This is a genomic window from Cupriavidus sp. SHE (genome assembly GCF_000812445.1).
Classification (GTDB): domain Bacteria; phylum Pseudomonadota; class Gammaproteobacteria; order Burkholderiales; family Burkholderiaceae; genus Cupriavidus; species Cupriavidus metallidurans.
This window is the reverse complement of the sequence record NZ_JWMB01000018.1, coordinates 248549-267187: the sequence shown is the minus strand read 5'-3', so window position 1 is coordinate 267187 and position 18639 is coordinate 248549. Positions and strand designations below refer to the sequence as shown.

21 protein-coding genes and 1 other RNA gene are annotated in these 18639 nt (G+C 63.9%); 16 read left to right on the top strand and 6 right to left on the bottom strand.

Going from position 1 to position 18639, the window contains the following annotated elements; all coding sequences use genetic code 11:
* The first annotated feature begins 7 nt into the window (after window positions 1-7).
* Entirely contained in the window at window positions 8-691 is a 684-nt protein-coding gene (gene gltK, locus RN01_RS09610) for a glutamate/aspartate ABC transporter permease GltK (RefSeq protein WP_008645994.1), read from the top strand.
* On the top strand, window positions 688-1422 hold the full coding sequence (locus RN01_RS09605) for an amino acid ABC transporter ATP-binding protein (protein WP_008645995.1): 735 nt from the start codon (window positions 688-690) through the stop codon (window positions 1420-1422). The genes gltK and RN01_RS09605 overlap by 4 nt, the downstream gene beginning before the upstream one ends.
* Before the next feature lie 96 nt (window positions 1423-1518).
* Here RN01_RS09605 and RN01_RS09600 read toward each other — a convergent pair whose 3' ends face one another.
* A complete protein-coding gene (locus RN01_RS09600; protein WP_011515279.1) occupies window positions 1519-2349 on the bottom strand; it encodes a class II glutamine amidotransferase in 831 nt (276 codons plus the stop codon).
* Between the two features lie 129 nt (window positions 2350-2478).
* Here RN01_RS09600 and RN01_RS09595 point away from each other — a divergent pair, with 129 nt between their 5' ends.
* From RN01_RS09595 to rnpB, 5 genes are all read left to right on the top strand, one after another.
* Window positions 2479-3552 (top strand): tartrate dehydrogenase, encoded by a 1074-nt coding sequence (locus RN01_RS09595; protein WP_024569481.1) that lies wholly within the window; start codon window positions 2479-2481, stop codon window positions 3550-3552.
* Entirely contained in the window at window positions 3549-4847 is a 1299-nt protein-coding gene (locus RN01_RS09590; RefSeq protein ID WP_017512926.1) for a glycerate kinase, read from the top strand. Before RN01_RS09595 ends, RN01_RS09590 begins: the two co-directional genes overlap by 4 nt.
* Window positions 4848-4879: 32 nt before the next feature.
* Window positions 4880-5914: a dihydroorotase gene (pyrC, locus tag RN01_RS09585; RefSeq protein ID WP_008646000.1), complete on the top strand. Its 1035-nt coding sequence runs from the start codon at window positions 4880-4882 to the stop codon at window positions 5912-5914.
* 5 nt (window positions 5915-5919) lie between these two features.
* Complete coding sequence (locus RN01_RS09580; RefSeq protein WP_024569480.1) at window positions 5920-6708, top strand: DUF3025 domain-containing protein; 789 nt, start codon at window positions 5920-5922, stop codon at window positions 6706-6708.
* A gap of 35 nt (window positions 6709-6743) precedes the next feature.
* Window positions 6744-7084: RNase P RNA component class A (rnpB, locus tag RN01_RS32490), an RNA gene on the top strand.
* 60 nt (window positions 7085-7144) lie between these two features.
* On the opposite strand, the gene RN01_RS09575 is transcribed toward rnpB, so the two are convergent.
* Window positions 7145-7567: an OsmC family protein gene (locus tag RN01_RS09575; RefSeq protein WP_011515284.1), complete on the bottom strand. Its 423-nt coding sequence runs from the start codon at window positions 7565-7567 to the stop codon at window positions 7145-7147.
* A 759-nt stretch (window positions 7568-8326) separates the two neighbouring features.
* Between RN01_RS09575 and rplM the strand changes: the two genes are divergently transcribed.
* From rplM to erpA, 5 genes are all read left to right on the top strand, one after another.
* Window positions 8327-8755 (top strand): 50S ribosomal protein L13, encoded by a 429-nt coding sequence (gene rplM, locus RN01_RS09570; protein WP_008646003.1) that lies wholly within the window; start codon window positions 8327-8329, stop codon window positions 8753-8755.
* Between the two features lie 14 nt (window positions 8756-8769).
* On the top strand, window positions 8770-9162 hold the full coding sequence (rpsI, locus tag RN01_RS09565; protein ID WP_008646004.1) for a 30S ribosomal protein S9: 393 nt from the start codon (window positions 8770-8772) through the stop codon (window positions 9160-9162).
* A gap of 219 nt (window positions 9163-9381) precedes the next feature.
* The gene (locus RN01_RS09560; RefSeq protein ID WP_017515150.1) at window positions 9382-10137 is read left to right on the top strand and encodes a DUF6776 family protein; all 756 of its coding nucleotides are present in this window, start codon (window positions 9382-9384) and stop codon (window positions 10135-10137) included.
* Between the two features lie 23 nt (window positions 10138-10160).
* On the top strand, window positions 10161-10655 hold the full coding sequence (locus RN01_RS09555) for a polymer-forming cytoskeletal protein (RefSeq protein ID WP_024569479.1): 495 nt from the start codon (window positions 10161-10163) through the stop codon (window positions 10653-10655).
* Between the two features lie 108 nt (window positions 10656-10763).
* Entirely contained in the window at window positions 10764-11132 is a 369-nt protein-coding gene (gene erpA / locus RN01_RS09550) for an iron-sulfur cluster insertion protein ErpA (protein WP_008646009.1), read from the top strand.
* A 90-nt stretch (window positions 11133-11222) separates the two neighbouring features.
* On the opposite strand, the gene RN01_RS09545 is transcribed toward erpA, so the two are convergent.
* On the bottom strand, window positions 11223-12365 hold the full coding sequence (locus RN01_RS09545) for an anhydro-N-acetylmuramic acid kinase (RefSeq protein WP_024569478.1): 1143 nt from the start codon (window positions 12363-12365) through the stop codon (window positions 11223-11225).
* A gap of 2 nt (window positions 12366-12367) precedes the next feature.
* Complete coding sequence (locus RN01_RS09540) at window positions 12368-13762, bottom strand: M23 family metallopeptidase (RefSeq protein WP_017513833.1); 1395 nt, start codon at window positions 13760-13762, stop codon at window positions 12368-12370.
* Window positions 13763-13980: 218 nt separating this feature from the next.
* On the opposite strand from RN01_RS09540, the gene tyrS reads away from it, so the two are divergent.
* The 4 genes from tyrS to RN01_RS09520 all read left to right on the top strand — a co-directional run bounded on the left by tyrS (window position 13981) and on the right by RN01_RS09520 (window position 17123).
* Window positions 13981-15222 (top strand): tyrosine--tRNA ligase, encoded by a 1242-nt coding sequence (tyrS, locus tag RN01_RS09535; protein WP_011515292.1) that lies wholly within the window; start codon window positions 13981-13983, stop codon window positions 15220-15222.
* A 13-nt stretch (window positions 15223-15235) separates the two neighbouring features.
* On the top strand, window positions 15236-15706 hold the full coding sequence (gene dtd, locus RN01_RS09530; protein ID WP_008646017.1) for a D-aminoacyl-tRNA deacylase: 471 nt from the start codon (window positions 15236-15238) through the stop codon (window positions 15704-15706).
* A 33-nt stretch (window positions 15707-15739) separates the two neighbouring features.
* The gene (locus RN01_RS09525; protein ID WP_008646018.1) at window positions 15740-16387 is read left to right on the top strand and encodes a YbhB/YbcL family Raf kinase inhibitor-like protein; all 648 of its coding nucleotides are present in this window, start codon (window positions 15740-15742) and stop codon (window positions 16385-16387) included.
* Window positions 16388-16448: 61 nt separating this feature from the next.
* Window positions 16449-17123, top strand: a complete 675-nt coding sequence (locus RN01_RS09520; RefSeq protein WP_017513834.1) for a histidine phosphatase family protein — start codon at window positions 16449-16451, stop codon at window positions 17121-17123.
* A gap of 119 nt (window positions 17124-17242) precedes the next feature.
* On the opposite strand, the gene RN01_RS09515 is transcribed toward RN01_RS09520, so the two are convergent.
* Both RN01_RS09515 and RN01_RS09510 read right to left on the bottom strand, forming a co-directional pair.
* Window positions 17243-17827, bottom strand: coding sequence for a YSC84-related protein (locus RN01_RS09515; RefSeq protein WP_008646020.1), 585 nt, complete (start codon window positions 17825-17827; stop codon window positions 17243-17245).
* Window positions 17828-17873: 46 nt separating this feature from the next.
* Complete coding sequence (locus RN01_RS09510) at window positions 17874-18485, bottom strand: hypothetical protein (protein ID WP_008646021.1); 612 nt, start codon at window positions 18483-18485, stop codon at window positions 17874-17876.
* Window positions 18486-18639 lie beyond the last annotated feature (154 nt).

The following is an 18639-nucleotide window of genomic DNA, read 5'->3' as shown; positions in this document are numbered from 1 at the left end:
CTGGAACATGGCATACGAATTTGATTTCAGCTCGATCAACCCCTCCACGCTGCATGTGCTGGGCGAAGGGATGCTCGTGTCGGCCAAGATCACCGTGACCGCGGTGATCGTCGGCATTGTCTGGGGCACGATTCTGGCGATGATGCGCCTGTCGTCGAACAAGCTGCTGAACTGGTTCGCGCAGGGGTATGTGACCCTCTTCCGCTCCATCCCGCTGGTGATGGTGCTGTTGTGGTTCTTCCTGATCATTCCGCAGTTGCTGCAGAAGACGTTCAACCTGTCGGCGGCATCGGACCTGCGCATGACTTCGGCGCTGATCGCGTTCTCGCTGTTCGAGGCCGCGTATTACTCGGAGATCATCCGCGCCGGTATCCAGAGCGTGTCGCGCGGGCAGATGTTCGCCGCGCAGGCGATGGGCATGACCTATGGCCAGAGCATGCGGCTGGTGATCTTGCCGCAGGCGTTCCGCAACATGGTGCCGCTGCTGCTGACGCAGGGCATCATCCTGTTCCAGGATACGTCGCTGGTCTACGTGAGCGCGCTGGCGGACTTCTTCGGTCAGGCGTACGGCATTGGCGAACGTGATGGCCGCATCGTCGAGATGCTGCTTTTCGCCGGCCTCATCTACTTCATCATTTGTTTCTCCGCTTCGCTGCTGGTCAAGCGTTACCAGAAAAAGGTGGCTGTATGATCGAAATCAATAACGTTTCCAAGTGGTACGGCGCCTTCCAGGTGCTGACCGACTGCACCACCAAGGTTGCCAAGGGTGAAGTGGTGGTGGTGTGCGGTCCGTCCGGTTCGGGCAAGTCCACGCTGATCAAGACCGTCAATGCGCTGGAGCCGTTCCAGAAGGGCGACATCCTCGTCGACGGCACGTCGGTGGGCAATCCGAAGACCAACCTGCCCAAACTGCGTTCGCGCGTGGGCATGGTGTTCCAGAACTTTGAACTGTTCCCGCACCTGTCGATCACCGAGAACCTGACCATCGCGCAGATGAAGGTGCTGGGCCGCTCGAAGGACGAGGCGATGGCAAAGGGCCTGAAGTATCTGGAGCGCGTGGGCCTGAAGAGCCAGGCGGAAAAGTACCCGGGCCAGCTTTCCGGTGGTCAGCAGCAGCGTGTGGCGATTGCCCGCGCGCTGTCGATGGACCCGATCTGCATGTTGTTCGACGAACCGACCTCGGCGCTCGACCCGGAAATGGTCAACGAGGTGCTGGACGTGATGGTGCAGCTCGCGCAGGAAGGCATGACGATGATGTGCGTGACCCACGAAATGGGCTTCGCTCGCAAGGTGGCCAACCGCGTGATCTTCATGGACGCCGGCAAGATCGTGGAAGACTGCGCGAAGGAAGAGTTCTTCGGCAACATCGACGCCCGCTCGGACCGCGCCAAGCAGTTCCTGTCGAAGATCCTGCACCACTGAGCGCAGGCAACCAGACGGACGCAAGCGCCGAGTGCCCCTTCCCGCCACGCGGGGAGGGGCATTTTCATTCGGTCAGGGTCGGGCTCAGGGTCGGACTCAGGTGCAGGCCGTATTTGCCGCGTTCTTCGCCTGGACTTCCGGCGGGATGGGCACGCTCCACGTCATCGTGGGCCGACCGTCCTCGAACATGATCAACTCGCCCGGCGCGAACTGGGTCCAGGTCTCGTTGTCCGTCAGCGGCGCGGTGGCGATCACGGCCACGCGGTCATCGGGCGTGGTCACCTGCGCGAAGTCGATCGACAGGTCGGCATCGATCAGATGCGCCTTCGAGAATGGCCACTGGCGCACGATGTAGTACAGGCGCGTGGAGCAGTGGGCGAACAGCGCCTGCCCGTTGCAGAGCAGGAAGTTGAACACCCCGTGCAGCGTGATGTCGCGCGTGATGTCGGCCAGCGCATGGCCGAGTTCGTTGAGCGGCGGCTGAGATCCGGGAAAGCGCTTGCGCAGCCCCTGCATCAGCGCGCAGAACGCCAGCTCGCTGTCGGTGTCTCCCACCGGCTGGTAGACGCCGGACAGGAACGGCGCAAAGCCGTGCAAGTCACCGTTGTGGGCAAAGATCCAGTGCCGTCCCCAAAGTTCTCGCATGAACGGATGGCAGTTCTCGAGCAGTACAGTGCCCTGCGTGGCCTTGCGGATATGCGAGATCACGTTCTTTGACTTGATCGGGTAGCGCTTGATCAGGTCGGCCACCGGCGAGGTACCTGCCGACTGGTTGTCGATGAACAGCCGGCAGGCCTTGTCCTCGAAGAATGCGACGCCGAATCCATCGGAATGATGGTCGGTCACACCGCCGCGGGCGGCGAAGCCGGTAAAGGAAAACGTCACGTCCGTGGGCGTGGCGCAATTCATGCCTAGAAGCTGGCACATGGCGAAGGCACCGTGCGGCAGGGGGCTGCCGCTTTGCAATAGAATGCAGGCATTATCCTGCGCGTGCCCGGCGCTGCCAAGCACGGCGGCGGTACGCGCCTCCCCCGCAGTCACCCCTCCTTCCCAGCCATGAGTCAATACAGGATCGCTGTCATTCCCGGAGACGGAATCGGAACGGAAGTGATGCCCGAAGGCATCCGCGTCATGGATGCCGCCGCACGACGTTTCGGCATCGATTTTCAGTGGGACCACTTCGACTTTTCCAGTTACGCGTACTACGAGCGCCACGGCAAGATGCTGCCGGACGACTGGTTTGACACCCTGGTCAAGTACGACGCCATCTACTTTGGCGCGGTTGGCTGGCCGGCGAAGATTGCCGATCACGTGTCGCTGTGGGGCTCCCTGCTGCAGTTCCGGCGCTCGTTCGACCAGTATGTGAACCTGCGCCCGGTCCGGCTGATGCCCGGCATCAAGAGCCCGCTGGCCGACCGCAAGCCGGGCGACATCGATTTCTACGTGGTGCGCGAGAACACCGAGGGTGAGTATTCGAGTATCGGTGGGCGCATGTTCCCGGGCACCGAGCGCGAGATCGTGATGCAGGAGACGGTGATGAGCCGGCACGGCGTCGACCGCATCCTGAAATTCGCGTTCGAACTGGCGCAGAAACGCCCGAAGAAGCACCTGACGTCGGCCACCAAGTCCAACGGGATCTCGATCACGATGCCGTACTGGGACGAACGGGTGGAGGCGATGGCGGCCAACTATCCAGGCATGAAGGTCGACAAGTACCACATCGACATCCTGACCGCCCACTTCGTACAGCACCCGGACTGGTTCGACGTAGTGGTGGCCAGCAACCTGTTCGGCGACATCCTGTCCGATCTCGGCCCGGCCTGTACCGGCACGATCGGCGTGGCGCCGTCGGGCAACATCAATCCTGACAAGGTCTATCCCAGCCTGTTCGAGCCCGTGCATGGCTCGGCGCCCGACATCGCTGGCCAGGGTATCGCCAATCCGATCGGCCAGATCTGGTGCGGTGCGATGATGCTCGAACACCTGGGCCACGCCGAGGCTGGCGCGGCCGTGCTGGCGGCCATCGAGCAGGTGCTGGCTGCGGGGCCGGGTCATGCGCCGCTGACGCGTGACATTGGCGGTACCGCCTCCACGGCCGATCTCGGCCAGGCCATCGCGGAGGCGCTGTGAACGCACAGGTCGATCCCCGTACATTGCTGCTGGAGAGCTTCCGCGCCGCCGTGGCGGCAGCCGATCCGCTCGAAATCGTGGCCGCGCACCTGCCGCCACCGCACGCGGGCGGCCGCACGCTGGTCGTGGGGGCAGGCAAGGCCGCGGCGTCGATGGCGCTGGCCGTCGAACGGGCGTACCAGGGCAAGGCCAGCCTGGAAGGCATCGTCGTCACGCGCTATGCGCACGGCTTGCCGACCGAACATATCCGCGTGATCGAAGCCGGCCATCCCGTGCCGGACGAGGCCGGCGAGCAGGCCGCCGCCGACATCCTTGCCCGCGTGCAGGCGCTGGGCCCTGAAGACCGGCTGATCGTGCTGGTCTCCGGCGGCGGGTCGAGCCTGCTGTCGTTGCCGGCCGAAGGCATTCCCATGGCCGACCTCAAGGCCACCACGCGCGAGTTGCTGCGCTGCGGGGCGCCGATCACGGACATGAATATCGTGCGCAAGCACACCTCGCGCATCCAGGGCGGCCGTCTGGCGCAGGCCAGCCGCGCCCCTGTCACCACGTTGATCGTCTCGGACGTGGCCGGCGACGACCCGAGCGCGATTGCATCGGGTCCAACGGTGCCGGACGCAAGCACGTACGCCGATGCGCTGGCGATCCTCAAGCGCTATGGCGCGGCGGTGCCGGCAACCGTGCAGGCGCATCTGGAGCGCGGCGCGCGTGGCGAGGTCGAGGAAACGCCGAAGCCGGGCGATCCGCTGTTCATGAACGTGGACAATCGCATGATCGCCACGGCACACGACAGCCTGGAAGCCGCGGCGGCCGAGTTCCGTCGGCAGGGCGTCAATGCGGTAGTGCTCGGCGATACCGTGACTGGCGAGGCGCAGGAGGTGGCCCGCGTCTACGCGGCGCTGGTGCGCGAGATTCGGGCGTACAATGCGCCGTTCGCAGCGCCGGTTGCGCTGATTTCTGGCGGTGAATGCACGGTCACATTGCCAAGCGGCGCGTCCGAATCGGCACGCGGCGGGCGGTGCTCCGAATTCCTGCTGTCTCTGGCGATCGAATTGGCAGGCACGCCGAATGTCCACGCGATCGCGGCCGATACCGACGGTATCGACGGGTCCGAAGACAATGCCGGCGCGTTGCTGGCGCCCGATTCGCTGGCCCGCGCGGAAGGCAGCGGCACTTCGGCCCGGCAGAAGCTCGACGCACACGACGCGTGGGGCTTTTTCGATGCGATCGGCGACCTGGTCGTGACCGGCCCGACGCGTACCAATGTGAATGACTACCGCGCCATTCTGATTCTCTAGATTTCCCCGTCTTACTCGTTTCGCTCGTCCCCATGACCCAGAAACTCACCATCACCCGCCCGGACGACTGGCACCTGCACCTGCGCGATGGCGCGGCGCTGGCGGCCGTACTGCCCGACACGGCACGCCAGTTCGCACGTGCCATCATCATGCCGAACCTGAAGCCGCCCGTGACCACGGTGGAGCAGGCCAGTGCCTACCGCGCGCGCATTCTGGCCGCTCTGCCGGCCGGCATGGCGTTCGAGCCGCTGATGACGCTGTACCTGACCGACAACACGCCGCCGGAGGAAATCGTCGCGGCCCGTGCCAGCGGTTTCGTCCACGGCGTCAAGCTGTATCCGGCCGGCGCCACCACCAACAGCGATGCCGGCGTGACCGATATCCGCCGCTGCGCTGCCACGCTTGAGGCGATGCAGCGTGAAGGTGTGCCGCTGCTGGTCCACGGCGAGGTCACTGATGGCGACATCGACATCTTCGATCGCGAGGCCGTGTTCATCGACCGCGTGATGAAGCCGCTGCGCCGCGACTTCCCGGAGCTCAAGGTGGTGTTCGAACACATCACCACCCGCGATGCGGCCCAGTACGTGGCCGAGGCCGAAGGCCCGGTGGGCGCGACGATTACCGCGCACCACCTGCTGTACAACCGTAATGCGATCTTCACGGGCGGGATTCGCCCGCACTACTACTGCCTGCCGGTGCTCAAGCGCGAGATCCACCGCGAGGCGCTGGTCAAGGCCGCGACGTCGGGCAGCCCGCGTTTCTTCCTTGGGACCGACAGCGCACCCCACGCACGCGGCCTCAAGGAGCACGCATGCGGCTGCGCCGGCTGCTACACGGCGCTCCATGCGATGGAGCTCTATGCCGAAGCATTCGACGCTGCCGGCGCGCTGGACAAGCTCGAGGCATTCTCCAGCTTCAACGGCCCGGCCTTCTACGGCCTGCCGCGCAATAGCGGCACGCTGACGCTGACGCGCGAAGACTGGGAACTGCCGGCCGAGCTGCCGTACGGTGATACCACGCTGGTGCCGCTGCGCGCTGGCGAAACGCTGCGCTGGAAGGCGAGCTGAGTCGGTTGCTGTCGACGATCGACTGGACGCGGCCGTGGTTCCTGCCATTCGCCGCGTCCGCATCCTGCCTCGATGGCAGTGACCTGCGCGAGGCTTTCAACGCGGCGGCATCGGGTAGCCTCAACGCCCAGGGTTTGCCGCTGCGCTTCGTGCCCCAGGACAGTCTGCCCGAAGGTGTGGCCTACGAGTCCCACATCTTCGCCACCGGGCAGGTGCCAACGCGCGACAACCTGCACGACGCATTCAACGCGCTAATTTGGCTGCATTTCCCCGAGACCAAGCGACTGCTCAACCGGCTGCAAGCCGAGGCCATCGAGCGGGACGGCGTGCAAGCCGTGCGCGGGGGCCTGCGCGACGCGGCGACGTTGTTCGACGAGAACGCCGTGATTCTGGTCAGCGAAGATGCAACGATTGCCGATGCGCTGCGCGGGTTTGCCTGGCGCAAACTGTTTGTCTCACGTCGTGATGCCTGGCGCGATACCTGCGCGGTAGTGCCGTTCGGCCATGCGCTGCTGGAAAAACTGGTGCAGCCCTACAAGTCCGTGACCGCCCATGCATGGTGGATTCCGGCGTCGCCGACGACGCCGATCGCCAGGCTCGACGGCATGCTGGCGGCGTCACTGGCCGAGGCTGCGGAGCAGGGGCGTCTCAAGGGTGGCCGCAGTTTCGCGCCGCTGCCGGTGATGGGCATTCCAGGTTGGTGTGACGAGAGCGCTGCCCCTGGTTTCTACGACGATGTCAGCGTGTTTCGGCCCGGACGCCGCGGCGCGGCCGCCAATGCCGAGGCGGGCTGACCGGCACCGCGCATCGGTGTTAGACTGCGGGCCGCAAAGCAGGCCAGACAATCGCTGCTTGCATCGCAAGGTGCAAGGGGAGGAAAGTCCGGACTCCACAGGGCAGGGTGTTGGCTAACAGCCATCCACGGTAACGTGCGGAATAGGGCCACAGAGACGAGTCTTGCCGCTGGCTTCGGCTGGCGGGAAGGGTGAAACGCGGTAACCTCCACCTGGAGCAATCCCAAATAGGCAGACGATGAAGCGGCCCGCCGAGTCTGCGGGTAGGGAGCTGGAGCCGGCCGGTAACGGTCGGCCTAGAGGAATGGTTGTCACGTTCCGGGCGCCGCAAGGCGTGCGGGGCGCACAGAATCCGGCTTATCGGCCTGCTTTGCTTCAGATACGCGAACGCCCGGCATTGCGCCGGGCGTTTTTGTTTGGCCGTGCACGAAGACGGTCAGCCTTCGACGATTTCCGTCGTGTGCGTGATCTCGGCCGTCTTGGCCAGCATGATCGAGGCCGAGCAGTACTTCTCGTGCGACAGCTCGATCGCGCGTTCGACCTTGCCCGGATCCAGGTTGCGACCGGTCACGGTGAAGTGGAAGTTGATCTTCGTGAACACCTTCGGGTCGGTCTCGGCGCGCTCGGCTTCCAGCTTGACGCTGCAACCGCGCACGTCCTGGCGGCCACGCTTGAGGATCAGCACCACGTCATATGCCGTGCAGCCGCCGGTGCCCAGCAACACCATTTCCATGGGCCGGGGCGCCAGGTTGTTGCCGCCGCCGTCAGGTGCGCCATCCATCGCCACGATGTGACCGCTGCCGGTCTGGGCCACGAAGCTCATGCCCTCCGGGCCCATCCATGTCACTTTGCATTCCATTTTTTTCGTTCCTCGGTTCTAGTTTGTGTGTTTTCGCGCTTCACCGCGCGATCACGCATCTTGCATTTCGTGAGTATATGACATGCGGGAATTGGCCTCCGGCCACGCCATTCCCCGCGAAATTCTGAGGGTTTCTTCTAATGCGATGCCTGCGAGACCTCGCGGATTTACACCTAACTCATTGTTTAATAAGGAATGTGATCCATTCGATATGAATTATTCGCAATTTCATATTGCGGTATCGCATTTCGCACTGCAAATTTTCTTGCAACGGCTGTGCCGATATGTATAATTCAATCCATCGAACGACGGCGCATGAGAGCGCGCCAGAGTGCGAAAGCGAAAGTCGGTAACGTACCCAAATCGCTCGTCGCACCGCCCGCCAGGACCGGCCCCGTCGATCGCCCGGTGTCTCCTCCACCCTCCTCCTTTGGTGGATTCGAACCCAAGTCCAACCGACTTGGGTTTTTTTTCGTCTTTTGCAAGGGCGGTCCGGCGAAATCGTGACGCAGGCTGCCCATCCAGTTCTATGGCCCTTTGCGGGCCAATGGCCATCTTGACGAAAAGCCACAACTTTGCTTGTGCGATCGACTCGACAGCCCGTATAATGGCCGACTTTTCCGGTCATTGCCCCCGGAAAGAAGTCAGGGAGAGCCTGCAGATACAAGCAGGAAGGTCAGGTCCAAAGGACCGGCCGATTGACAGGACGCTAAAACGGCGACCGTCACCTCGGGCAGTTTTCAAAATTCAGGAAAAATCATGAAGACCTTTTCCGCCAAGCCTGCAGAGGTAAAGCGCGACTGGTACGTGATTGACGCGACGGACAAAGTCCTCGGCCGTGTTGCCAGCGAAGTGGCACGCCGACTGCGCGGCAAGCACAAGCCAGAATTCACTCCTCACGTCGATACTGGTGATTTCATCATCATCGTCAATGCGGCCAAGCTGCGCGTGACGGGTACCAAGGAACAGGACAAGAAGTACTACCGTCACTCGGGTTACCCGGGCGGTATCTACGAAACCACGTTCGGCAAGATGCAGCAGCGTTTCCCGGGTCGCGCCCTGGAAAAGGCTGTTAAGGGCATGCTGCCTAAGGGTCCGCTGGGCTACGCGATGATCAAGAAGCTGAAGGTTTATGCCGAAGCCGAACATCCGCATAGCGCACAGCAGCCCAAGGTGCTGGAAATCTAAAGGGGCCAATATCCATGATCGGTAACTGGAATTACGGTACTGGCCGCCGCAAGAGCGCCGTGGCTCGTGTCTTCATCAAGTCGGGCAAGGGCGATATCATCGTCAACGGCAAGCCCATCAAAGAGTACTTCGCTCGCGAAACCTCGCTGATGATCGTGCGCCAGCCGCTGGAGCTGACCGCTCACGCCGAAACGTTCGACATCAAGGTCAATGTGACCGGTGGTGGCGAAACCGGCCAGGCCGGTGCTGTCCGTCACGGCATCACCCGCGCCCTGATCGACTACGATGCCACGCTGAAGCCGACCCTGTCGAAGGCAGGCTACGTTACGCGTGACGCCCGTGAAGTCGAGCGTAAGAAGGTCGGTCTGCACAAGGCACGTCGCCGCAAGCAGTTCTCGAAGCGCTAATGCGCATTTGCCAGGTTCCGCCAAGCGGAGCCGGCAAATCCAGAAAAACCGCACGCCCCTGGCGTGCGGTTTTTTTTCGTCCAAAGCAAGCCCAGGTCAAACGCTGGCACGGCCCATGTATGCCGATTGCTACAATTTTCATTCGCGCGATGACCAGCCAGCGATACAATCACCGGCCTGCGGAATGAGGGGGCGAACAATGGGTCGAGGGATGGCACGATGGGCGTGACGTACCGGCCGCTGCGGCCGCGCCGCGGCTTGCGCTCGCATACGGCGGTGATCCACCAGCAACGGCCTTGGCGCGTCTGGGTACTCGTGGTCGCGCTGCTTCTGGTCGGGGGTGCGTTGGCGGCGGGGATGTATGAAATGGGCCGCCGCGCCGCCAAGCCGGCTGTCGAGTCCGTCACGGATGGCTCCGAAGATGTCGCGCAGTTGCAGCAGCAACTGGTCGATATCACTGGAGAGCGTGATCGACTGCGGGCTACTGCGAATACCGCCGGAGCGGAGTTGCAGATGGCCCGTGCGGCACAGGAGCGGCTGGCCCAGCAGCTCAAGACCGCCGAAGCCGATGTCGGGCAGCTCAAGGAGGATCTTGGATTCTTCGAATCGCTGCTCCCGGCCACCGGGGACACCTCGGGCATCCACGTGCGGAGTTTCCGGGTCGCGTTGGACGAGGCCCAGCCGCGTGCCGTGCACTATCGGTTGCTTGCGATGCAAGGTGGGTCGAAGGCCTTCGTCGAGCAGCCGGATTTCATGGGTGAGCTACAGTTCACTATCTCGGCGGTTCGCGACGGCAAACCGTTGACATTGACCTTGCCGCAACCGGGAGATCCGCCGTTGCCAAAAGTGAGGCTGACGCATTACCAGCGCATCGAAGGCGATCTGATGGTTCCGCAGGGCGCCGAAGTACGTGCCGTCATGGTCCGCATCGTCCAAAACGGCCAAGTCCGTGCAACGCAGTCGGCTACGCCCTAGTCTGCGCGAAAAGGAGAGAAAGCATGCTGTTTTCGAAGAAGAAAGGCCTGTCCATCGACACCCTGATCGGGCTGGGTGCCACGATCGAGGGCGATGTTACGTTTTCCGGGGGGCTTCGTCTCGATGGTCGCGTGCGTGGCAACGTGATTGCTGCCGAGGGCAAGTCGAGCATGCTCGTGATCAGCGAGAAGGGGCTTGTCGAGGGCGAGATCCGTGTGGACCACCTGATCCTGAACGGCACCGTGACCGGTCCGGTGCATGCCGTGGAGTTGCTCGAATTGCAGCCGCACGCGAGGGTGTATGGAGAGGTGCGCTATGCAGCGCTCGAAATGCACCAGGGCGCTATCGTCGAAGGTCGTCTTGTGCCGCTGACGCAAACGGAAGTGAGGGCGCTGCCGAACCTCGCTCCGTCCGCGGAAGCCAAGACTGACGCGCCGGCCAATGATGGCGAGGCGACGGCGTCGGACCAGGCAGCCGATAACGACAAAGCGCCGGAAGGCGCGGGCGTGCCGGCCTGAGTGGAGCAAACGGTACCCCGAGGGCCCAGAGCCCCTTGAAAACAAGGGGTTTCGGCACGATTTGCCAGTAACGCTTAGAATACGGGCGTATCTAACCAGGAGATTCCCATGAACGCAGTCGCAGAGGCACCCGCAACCGAGGACGTGCCGGCACCGTTCGTCTTTACCGACAGCGCAGCCGACAAGGTCAAGCAGTTGATCGAGGAAGAGGGCAATGCCGAACTGAAGCTGCGCGTGTTTGTGCAGGGTGGCGGCTGCTCGGGCTTCCAGTACGGCTTCACCTTCGATGAAGACGTGAACGAAGACGACACCACGATGGTCAAGAACGGCGTCACGCTGTTGATTGACTCGATGAGCTACCAGTATCTGGTGGGCGCCGAGATCGACTACAAGGAAGACATCAACGGCGCGCAGTTCGTGATCAAGAACCCGAACGCATCGACCACCTGCGGTTGCGGTTCGTCGTTCTCGGTCTGAGCCGGGTTCGTCCCCCCCAAAAAAAGCGCACCAGTCGGTGCGCTTTTTTGTTTTCGGGCCGTCGACAATCCGGCTGGATCAGCGTGCAGCCTATCGCGGATAGATGGCGCCAAGCACGCGCGGCCCCGCCGCACCGGTGACGGTGGCCACGTTGCCAGGTGCGCGACGCGTGCACTGCCTCGCCAGCCATGCGAACGCAATGGCTTCCACTTGCGACACTGGCACCCCGAAATCGCCCGTCGTCTGCACCAGCACACCCGGTAACTGATTCGCCATCGTCGTCATGACGAAGTCGTTGTGCGCACCGCCTCCACATACGATCAACCGTCGCGCCTCGGGCGCATACCGTTGCACGTCTTGGGCGATCGCCGTGGCCGTCAGCGTGGCCAGTGTGGCCTGGATGTCCACCGGCTGCGGCTGGGCATTGCCATATGCGTCAAGCAGCGATTGCAGCCAGCCCGGATGAAACAGGTCGCGCCCGGTGCTCTTGGGCGGCAACGCGCGAAAGTAGGGCTCGGCGAGCATCTGGCCCAGCAGGCTTTCGTCCACCTTGCCACCGGCTGCCCACGCGCCACCATCGTCGTATGGCGTGCCGCGGTGGCGACGAATCCAGTCGTCGAGCAGCGCATTGCCCGGGCCGCAGTCGAACCCCGTCACCGGGCGCCCGGTGCCAGCCGCAGGCAGGATGCTGATGTTCGAGATCCCGCCGATGTTGCAGACCACGCGCGTTTCGTCGGCAGCGCCGAACAGCGCGGCGTGTACTGCGGGCACCAGCGGCGCGCCTTGCCCGCCGGCGGCGACATCGCGGCTGCGGAAGTCGGCCACCACGTCGATGCCTGTCAGTTCGGCCAGCAGCGCGGGGTGCTGGCTCTGCCGGGTATATCCGATGCCATCGTACTGGCCCGGCCGGTGACGGATCGTCTGGCCGTGCGCACCGATGGCCGCCACGCTGTCGGCAGTCACACTGGCCGTCCGGAGCAGCGTTTCCACGCAATCGGCGTAGACGCGCGCCAGGCCGTTCGATGCCAGTGCTTCGCGATGGATTTCGTCGTCGCCGGGCTGCTGCAGGGCGCCAAACGCCTCGCGCAGCGGTGCGGGGAACGGTGTATGGGCGGCAGCCAGCACTGCCGGCTGCGCGCCGGAGAAGTCGACGAGCACGCCGTCCGCGCCGTCCATGGAGGTGCCGGACATCAGGCCGATAAACATCTCGCTGGACTGTGGGGAGGCAGGCATGGTCAGTTGCTGGCCGTCAGGACGTTGTAGGTGCGCAGCATGTTGATCCGGCTCAGCATGGCGCTCGTGTAGTTCAGGAATTCCGAGCGCGACTTGCCGGTCAGCGTGGGCGCTTCCATCAGTGTTGTCGTCAGCGGATTCTGCGGCACGTCGTTGTAGCGGAATTCGTAATGCAGGTGCGGCCCGGTAGCCCAGCCGGTGGACCCGACGTAGCCGATCACCTCGCCCTGGCCGACGTGCTGGCCATCACGCAGGCCGGCAAAACCGGACAGGTGGGCGTAGTAAGTCGAATAGCCACCGGCATGTCGCAGGATGATCAGGTTGCCGTAGCCGTTTTGCTGGCCCACGAACTCTACCGTGCCTTCGCCCGAGGCGAACACCTTGGTGCCCGTGGGGGCGGCGAAGTCGACGCCCTTGTGCTGCGCCCACTTGTGATGCAACGGATGGTCGCGGCCGCCGAAGCCCGACGAGACGCGCGAGAACTCCACCGGCGAACGCAGGAACGGGCGCTTCATGCTGCGGCCGTCGAACGTGTAGTAGGCCCCGGGCTCGCCGTCCGTGGGCGAATACCAGAGCGCCTGGTACAGCGTGTTCCGGTTGATCAGTTCGATCGCCACCACGCGGCCGTTGCGCACGAAGGCGCCGTCGCGGAAGCCGGCTTCGTAGACGATGCGGAAACGGTCGCCACGGGTAATGTCATGGTGGAAGTCGATGACCCCCGAGAAGATCGAGATCATCTGGCTGACGATCTCGTCCGGTACGTTCGCCGCGTCCATCGACTTGAAGAAGCCGTTGTTCTCGATGGCGCCAGAGGCCATTTCGTAGTGCACGTCGTTGTCCACCGACGCGATACGCGCCCTGTACGTGTAGTCGCCGCCTTCTTTCTGCGGGGCCACGCGCTCGACCACGAGTTCGCGAGAACTCGCGGCGTCGCCGCCCAGGTTGGCCTGCAGCGCGACCAGCAGATTGCTGTCGTCGATCTCGGCCTGCACCGTCTGGCCGGGATTCAGGCCGAACAGGCCACGGGCGGTCGGGTTCTTGAGAATGAACGATTGCGCGTCTGGATCGTCGACGCCGAGCCGGCGCAGCAGCGTGGCGATGGTGTCGCCGCGCTGCATTCGTTCCTGACGCACGTAGACACTCTGCTCGTCCGTCTCGGTGAGCAGTTCGAGTTGCTGGCGCACATCCGGCATCCGCAGGGCCTGCTCGACGCGCGGGGCCAGCGGATCATCGAAGGCGTTGCGCGGGGCAACGCCCATGGCTGCAGCCATGCCAAGGGTGAATACCGTGCCGACGGCGACGGTCAATTGTTTGCGACGACGCGCGTGCTGGGGATTGGTAGGGTCGACGAGTACCACCAGCTCGCGCGCGAAAACTTCGCGGAGACTAGACCACATCACGTAGAATTCAAGCTTTCCGTATTACCTAGGGCCGCTGCCGCGACGATATGTGTCGTCTGCCTTCCTCCCCCGAGGTGCGGTGCGGGCGTTGTTTGTATGCCGCCTAGAATGACGGTTGGCCGACGGTTTATCCCGTCTGGCGCAAAGCGCGGATTATACCAGAACGAATCTGATTGTCCGTCGCAAATTCTTTATAGATTTCAAAGACTTACGTCATGAGTGAAGTGTCCCCGGCCGCCGCGGCCAACTATCCACTTACGCCGTCGGTGATGCGCGCACTGGAGATCACCAAGCGCGGCTGCGACGAGCTCCTGGTTGAATCCGAATGGTTGCAGAAGCTGGCCCGCAGCGAGGCCACTGGCGTGCCGCTGCGGATCAAGCTTGGCCTGGACCCGACCGCGCCCGACATCCATCTGGGCCACACCGTGGTCCTGAACAAGCTGCGCCAGCTCCAGGATCTGGGCCACCAGGTGATCTTCCTGATCGGCGATTTCACGTCGACGATCGGCGACCCCTCCGGCCGCAACTCCACCCGTCCGCCGCTGACCCGGGAGCAGATCGAGGCCAACGCCCAGACCTACTACCGTCAGGCCAGCCTGGTGCTCGATCCGGCACGTACCGAAATCCGCTACAACAGCGAGTGGTGTGACCCATTGGGCGCCCGCGGCATGATCCAGCTCGCGGCCAAGTACACCGTGGCCCGGATGATGGAGCGCGATGACTTCACCAAACGGTTCCGGTCTGGGATTCCGATTTCGGTCCATGAGTTCCTTTATCCGCTCATGCAGGGCTACGATTCCGTGGCGCTGAAGTCGGATCTGGAACTGGGCGGCACCGACCAGAAGTTCAATCTGCTGGTGGGCCGCGAGTTGCAGAAGGAGTACGGCCAGGAATCGCAGTGCATCCTGACAATGCCGCTGCTGGTGGGTCTGGACGGCGTTGAGAAGATGTCGAAGTCCAAGAACAACTACATCGGCGTGACTGAGGCCCCGAACGACATGTTCGGCAAGCTGATGAGCATCTCGGACGAACTGATGTGGCAGTACTACACGTTGCTGTCGTTCCGCCCGATGAGCGAGATCGACCTGATGAAGAGTGAGGTGGCGCTGGGCCGCAACCCGCGCGACTGCAAGGTGGCTCTGGCCCAGGAGATCGTCACGCGTTTCCACAGTCAGGCCGATGCCGAGAAGGCGCTCGAGGACTTCAATCACCGCGCCCGTGGCGGCGTGCCCGACGACATCCCGGCCGTGAGCCTCGAAGGCGCGCCGCTGGGCATTGCCCAACTGCTCAAGCAGGCCAATCTCGTGCCGTCGACCTCCGAGGCCAACCGCAATATCGAGCAAGGCGGCGTGAAGATCGATGGCGCCGTGGTCAGCGACAAGTCGACCAAGGTGGTCGCCGGCACGTACGTGGTGCAGGTGGGCAAGCGTCGCTTCGCGCGCGTGACGCTTTCCTGAGCCCGGGCCCGCGATGATCGCCCTGATCCAGCGCGTTTCGCAGGCGCGCGTGACCGTGGATGGCCGGACCACCGGCGAGATCGGCGCGGGCCTGCTGGCGCTGGTCTGTGCCGAGCGCGGCGACACCGAGGCGCAGGCCGAGCGATTGCTGGCCAAACTGCTGTCGTACCGTGTGTTTTCCGACGCGGAAGGGCGGATGAACCTGCCCGTGCAGAACATGGACGGCCAGGGGACCGCAGGCGGGCTGCTCGTGGTGTCCCAGTTCACGCTGGCTGCCGATACCAACAGCGGCACCCGGCCGAGCTTCACCCCGGCCGCCGCGCCGGAGGACGGCCGCCGCCTTTACGATCATTTCGTGACCCGCGCCCGCGCCGCGCATCCGTCGGTGCAGACCGGCGAGTTCGGCGCGATGATGCAGGTCAGTCTGACCAACGATGGTCCTGTGACGTTCTGGCTGCGCGTGCCACCGGCAGCGAATGCCTGACGTCGCCCGAGATCGACACCCAAGGAGATCCCCATGAAACTCTGGAGCAAGGCCTTTGCCGACAATGCGCCGATTCCCGGCGAGTTTGCGTTTTGCGTGCCCGATGCGGCCAGTCATGTCGCGCTGTCGAGCAACCGCAACCCGGATCTGCATTGGGATGACGTGCCCGCTGCCACCCGTTCGTTCGTGCTGATCTGCCACGACCGCGATGTGCCGAGCAAGGGCGACGACGTCAACCAGGAAGGCCGCGAGGTTCCGGAATCGCTGCCGCGCGTGGACTTTTTCCACTGGGTGCTGATCGACGTGCCGCCCGGTCTGCACACGATCTCAGCCGGTTCGCACAGCGACGGCGTGATCGCGCGAGGCAAGCCGGGCCCCGAGGCGCTGGTGGGTACCGCCACGGCTGGCGGCCTGCGCCACGGCCTGAACGACTACACGGGCTGGTTCGCCGGCGATGCGGACATGAAGGGCGACTACTTCGGCTATGACGGCCCGTGCCCTCCGTGGAACGATTCGATCATTCACCACTACGTGTTCACCGTGTACGCGCTCGACATCGATCGCGTTCCGGTCGAAGGCAAGTTCACCGGTGCCGACGTGCGCCGGGCGATCCAGGGCCATGTCCTGGCCGAGGCCAGCCTGACCGGCACATACACCCTTAACCCGAGGCTCGTGAAGTAACCTCGTTCGCCCCGCCGGGCGTCAGACCCGGCCCGAACCGTCGCCCCCCGAGGAATCGGCAATGTCGCAAAGCACCGGCCCGCAATCGCTGGCCTACACCCACCTGATCGTGATTCGCCATGGCGAGACGGCCTGGAACCGCGAACGGCGGCTGCAGGGCCAGCTCGACATCCCACTGAACGACACTGGCCGCGCCCAGGCGCGCGCGCTGGCCGAGGCGCTGGCCGGCGAGCCGATCGACGCGATCTATTCGAGTGACCTGGGCCGTGCCATGCAGACGGCGGCGCCGCTGGCCGAGACGCTGGGTTTGCAGGTGCGGCCCGAGCGTCGGCTGCGGGAGCGTTGCTATGGCGATCTGGAGGGGATGACCTACGCTGAAGTGGCGGAGAAGCGCCCTGAGGATTTCGCGCGCTGGCAGGCGCGCGTGCCCGACTACGCGCCGCCCGAGGGCGAATCGCTGCGCGAGTTTCACGACCGGGCGGTCGAGGTGGCGCTGTATCTGTCGCGACGCCATCCTGGCGAGCGGATCGCGCTCGTGGCGCACGGAGGCGTGCTCGACTGCCTCTACCGCGAGGCTGCGGGCATGACCCTCGAAGCACCGCGCGAGCACGAACTGCTCAATGCCAGCGTCAACCGCCTGCGGTGCGACACCGCCCACCTCACGCTGCTGCAGTGGGCCGACGTCAGCCACCTCGAGGCGCTGGCGCTGGACGAAGTCGATCGACGCGTCTCCTGATCCACTGATCCGATTCTCCGGACCACGCCCGGGCGTCCAGCCGCGAGCGTCGGTGCAATAAAAAACTCCCGGCCACGGCCGGGAGTTGTCCAATCGCAGAGGAGGAGAGACCCTGCGAATTACAGGTCCAGCTTGCTGATCTTGGACCCGTCCAGTGAAACGTCGAACATCAGGCCGGCATTGGTCTGGACGAAGCCGATCACCGGCTGCTGGCCCGTAACCGTATCCACCTTGCCGTTCGCGCCGACCTTGGCCAGTGCCACGCTGGCATCGACGCCAGCCGTCCAGCCCTTGGCCTGCAAGAACTTGTTGTAGGCTTCCGGCGTCATGAACATGATGATCACCGAGCGCGACTGGCCGCCCGCCGTCAGGCCGAACGACGCGGCGATCGTGCGGTAGTAACCCACATTCGCGCCCTTGCTGCGCAGCACGCCGTCGCCGTACTCGCCGCCGATCACCAGGCCACCGGCCAGCACGCGCGGGAACACCAGAATGCCCTGCGCCTTGTTGGCCAGTTCGCGCGAACCATCGACCGACGTGAACAGCCGGTTCAGCGCGCCCTCGGCGCCGGCATCGATTTCCTGACGCCGAGCGGCCGCGTCTTTCGAATCGCTGGAGCCCGTGGTCGTGCAACCTGCAGCCATGGCGGTAGCGACGAGCAGGCCGGAACCTGCCATACGGGTGACAAAGTTGCGTCGATTCATTGTTGTTCTCCTGATTGGGATGGCAGGTGGATTCTCCGGCTGAAAATCAGCCGGCATTCGGCGACTTGACGGTGATGGCCACCACTTCGCGCACAACAATCTTGGCCATTTGGCCCTGCTTAATGCTCGCCAGGTCGATATTCGGGTCCTGCACCTTCACGGTACGCAGCGTTTCACGCGGGCCGCGGAAGGTCACCATACGCTTTGCCACGTCCACCTTGGTGATCTGAGCGGTGATCGTGGTCGTGATTTCACGCATCACGCCAGGCTTGCCGCCCTCGGCGGCGTGGGAAACGCGTTCCACCTGCTCCAGCAGCGGAGTGTCCTTGCTGTCCACCGGCTGGAGCGCCGCCACCACCGCCGCACCGCGCGTGAGCGTCACGATATCGCCCTTGCGCACGTTGCCGATGTTCTTGGCTTCATCGCCAGCCACGAGTTCGACCAGATTGCCGCGCGGGCCCTGGACGAGTACGGCCTTCGACTGCGGATCGACATCGACTACCTTGCCGCTGACCACGGCTTCCTCGGCCACGCCGATCGGCGCAGGCGTCTTTGCCTGCGGCTTTTGCGCGTGCGCCACGCCCGTCGCGCCGATCGCCAGGGCGGCCGCCGCGGCAAGTACGGAGATCAGGGAAGTTGGTTTGGCTCGCAAATTCATTTCTGATCCTTATGGCGCAAACGCGCACCTGTAATTAAAGGGGATGCAGCCATTGTGGACAAGCGGCCAGAGGCCAGCAATCCACTTCGAAAAAATTTGCGACGGGGTGCTAAAACGTTTAAATGGCGCGCCCGACGGTCGCCGGGGCATCTGG

Coding starts and splice junctions, on each gene's coding strand:
- tyrS (WP_011515292.1), top strand. CDS start 13,981: ATGAGTGAAGTGTCCCCGGCCGCCGCGGCCAACTATCCACTTACGCCG.
- RN01_RS09560 (WP_017515150.1), top strand. CDS start 9,382: ATGGGCGTGACGTACCGGCCGCTGCGGCCGCGCCGCGGCTTGCGCTCG.
- RN01_RS09545 (WP_024569478.1), bottom strand. CDS start 12,365: ATGCCTGCCTCCCCACAGTCCAGCGAGATGTTTATCGGCCTGATGTCC.
- RN01_RS09520 (WP_017513834.1), top strand. CDS start 16,449: ATGTCGCAAAGCACCGGCCCGCAATCGCTGGCCTACACCCACCTGATC.
- RN01_RS09555 (WP_024569479.1), top strand. CDS start 10,161: ATGCTGTTTTCGAAGAAGAAAGGCCTGTCCATCGACACCCTGATCGGG.
- RN01_RS09575 (WP_011515284.1), bottom strand. CDS start 7,567: ATGGAATGCAAAGTGACATGGATGGGCCCGGAGGGCATGAGCTTCGTG.
- pyrC (WP_008646000.1), top strand. CDS start 4,880: ATGACCCAGAAACTCACCATCACCCGCCCGGACGACTGGCACCTGCAC.
- erpA (WP_008646009.1), top strand. CDS start 10,764: ATGAACGCAGTCGCAGAGGCACCCGCAACCGAGGACGTGCCGGCACCG.
- rplM (WP_008646003.1), top strand. CDS start 8,327: ATGAAGACCTTTTCCGCCAAGCCTGCAGAGGTAAAGCGCGACTGGTAC.
- dtd (WP_008646017.1), top strand. CDS start 15,236: ATGATCGCCCTGATCCAGCGCGTTTCGCAGGCGCGCGTGACCGTGGAT.
- RN01_RS09595 (WP_024569481.1), top strand. CDS start 2,479: ATGAGTCAATACAGGATCGCTGTCATTCCCGGAGACGGAATCGGAACG.
- RN01_RS09525 (WP_008646018.1), top strand. CDS start 15,740: ATGAAACTCTGGAGCAAGGCCTTTGCCGACAATGCGCCGATTCCCGGC.
- RN01_RS09600 (WP_011515279.1), bottom strand. CDS start 2,349: ATGTGCCAGCTTCTAGGCATGAATTGCGCCACGCCCACGGACGTGACG.
- RN01_RS09515 (WP_008646020.1), bottom strand. CDS start 17,827: ATGAATCGACGCAACTTTGTCACCCGTATGGCAGGTTCCGGCCTGCTC.
- gltK (WP_008645994.1), top strand. CDS start 8: ATGGCATACGAATTTGATTTCAGCTCGATCAACCCCTCCACGCTGCAT.
- RN01_RS09605 (WP_008645995.1), top strand. CDS start 688: ATGATCGAAATCAATAACGTTTCCAAGTGGTACGGCGCCTTCCAGGTG.
- RN01_RS09540 (WP_017513833.1), bottom strand. CDS start 13,762: ATGTGGTCTAGTCTCCGCGAAGTTTTCGCGCGCGAGCTGGTGGTACTC.
- rpsI (WP_008646004.1), top strand. CDS start 8,770: ATGATCGGTAACTGGAATTACGGTACTGGCCGCCGCAAGAGCGCCGTG.
- RN01_RS09510 (WP_008646021.1), bottom strand. CDS start 18,485: ATGAATTTGCGAGCCAAACCAACTTCCCTGATCTCCGTACTTGCCGCG.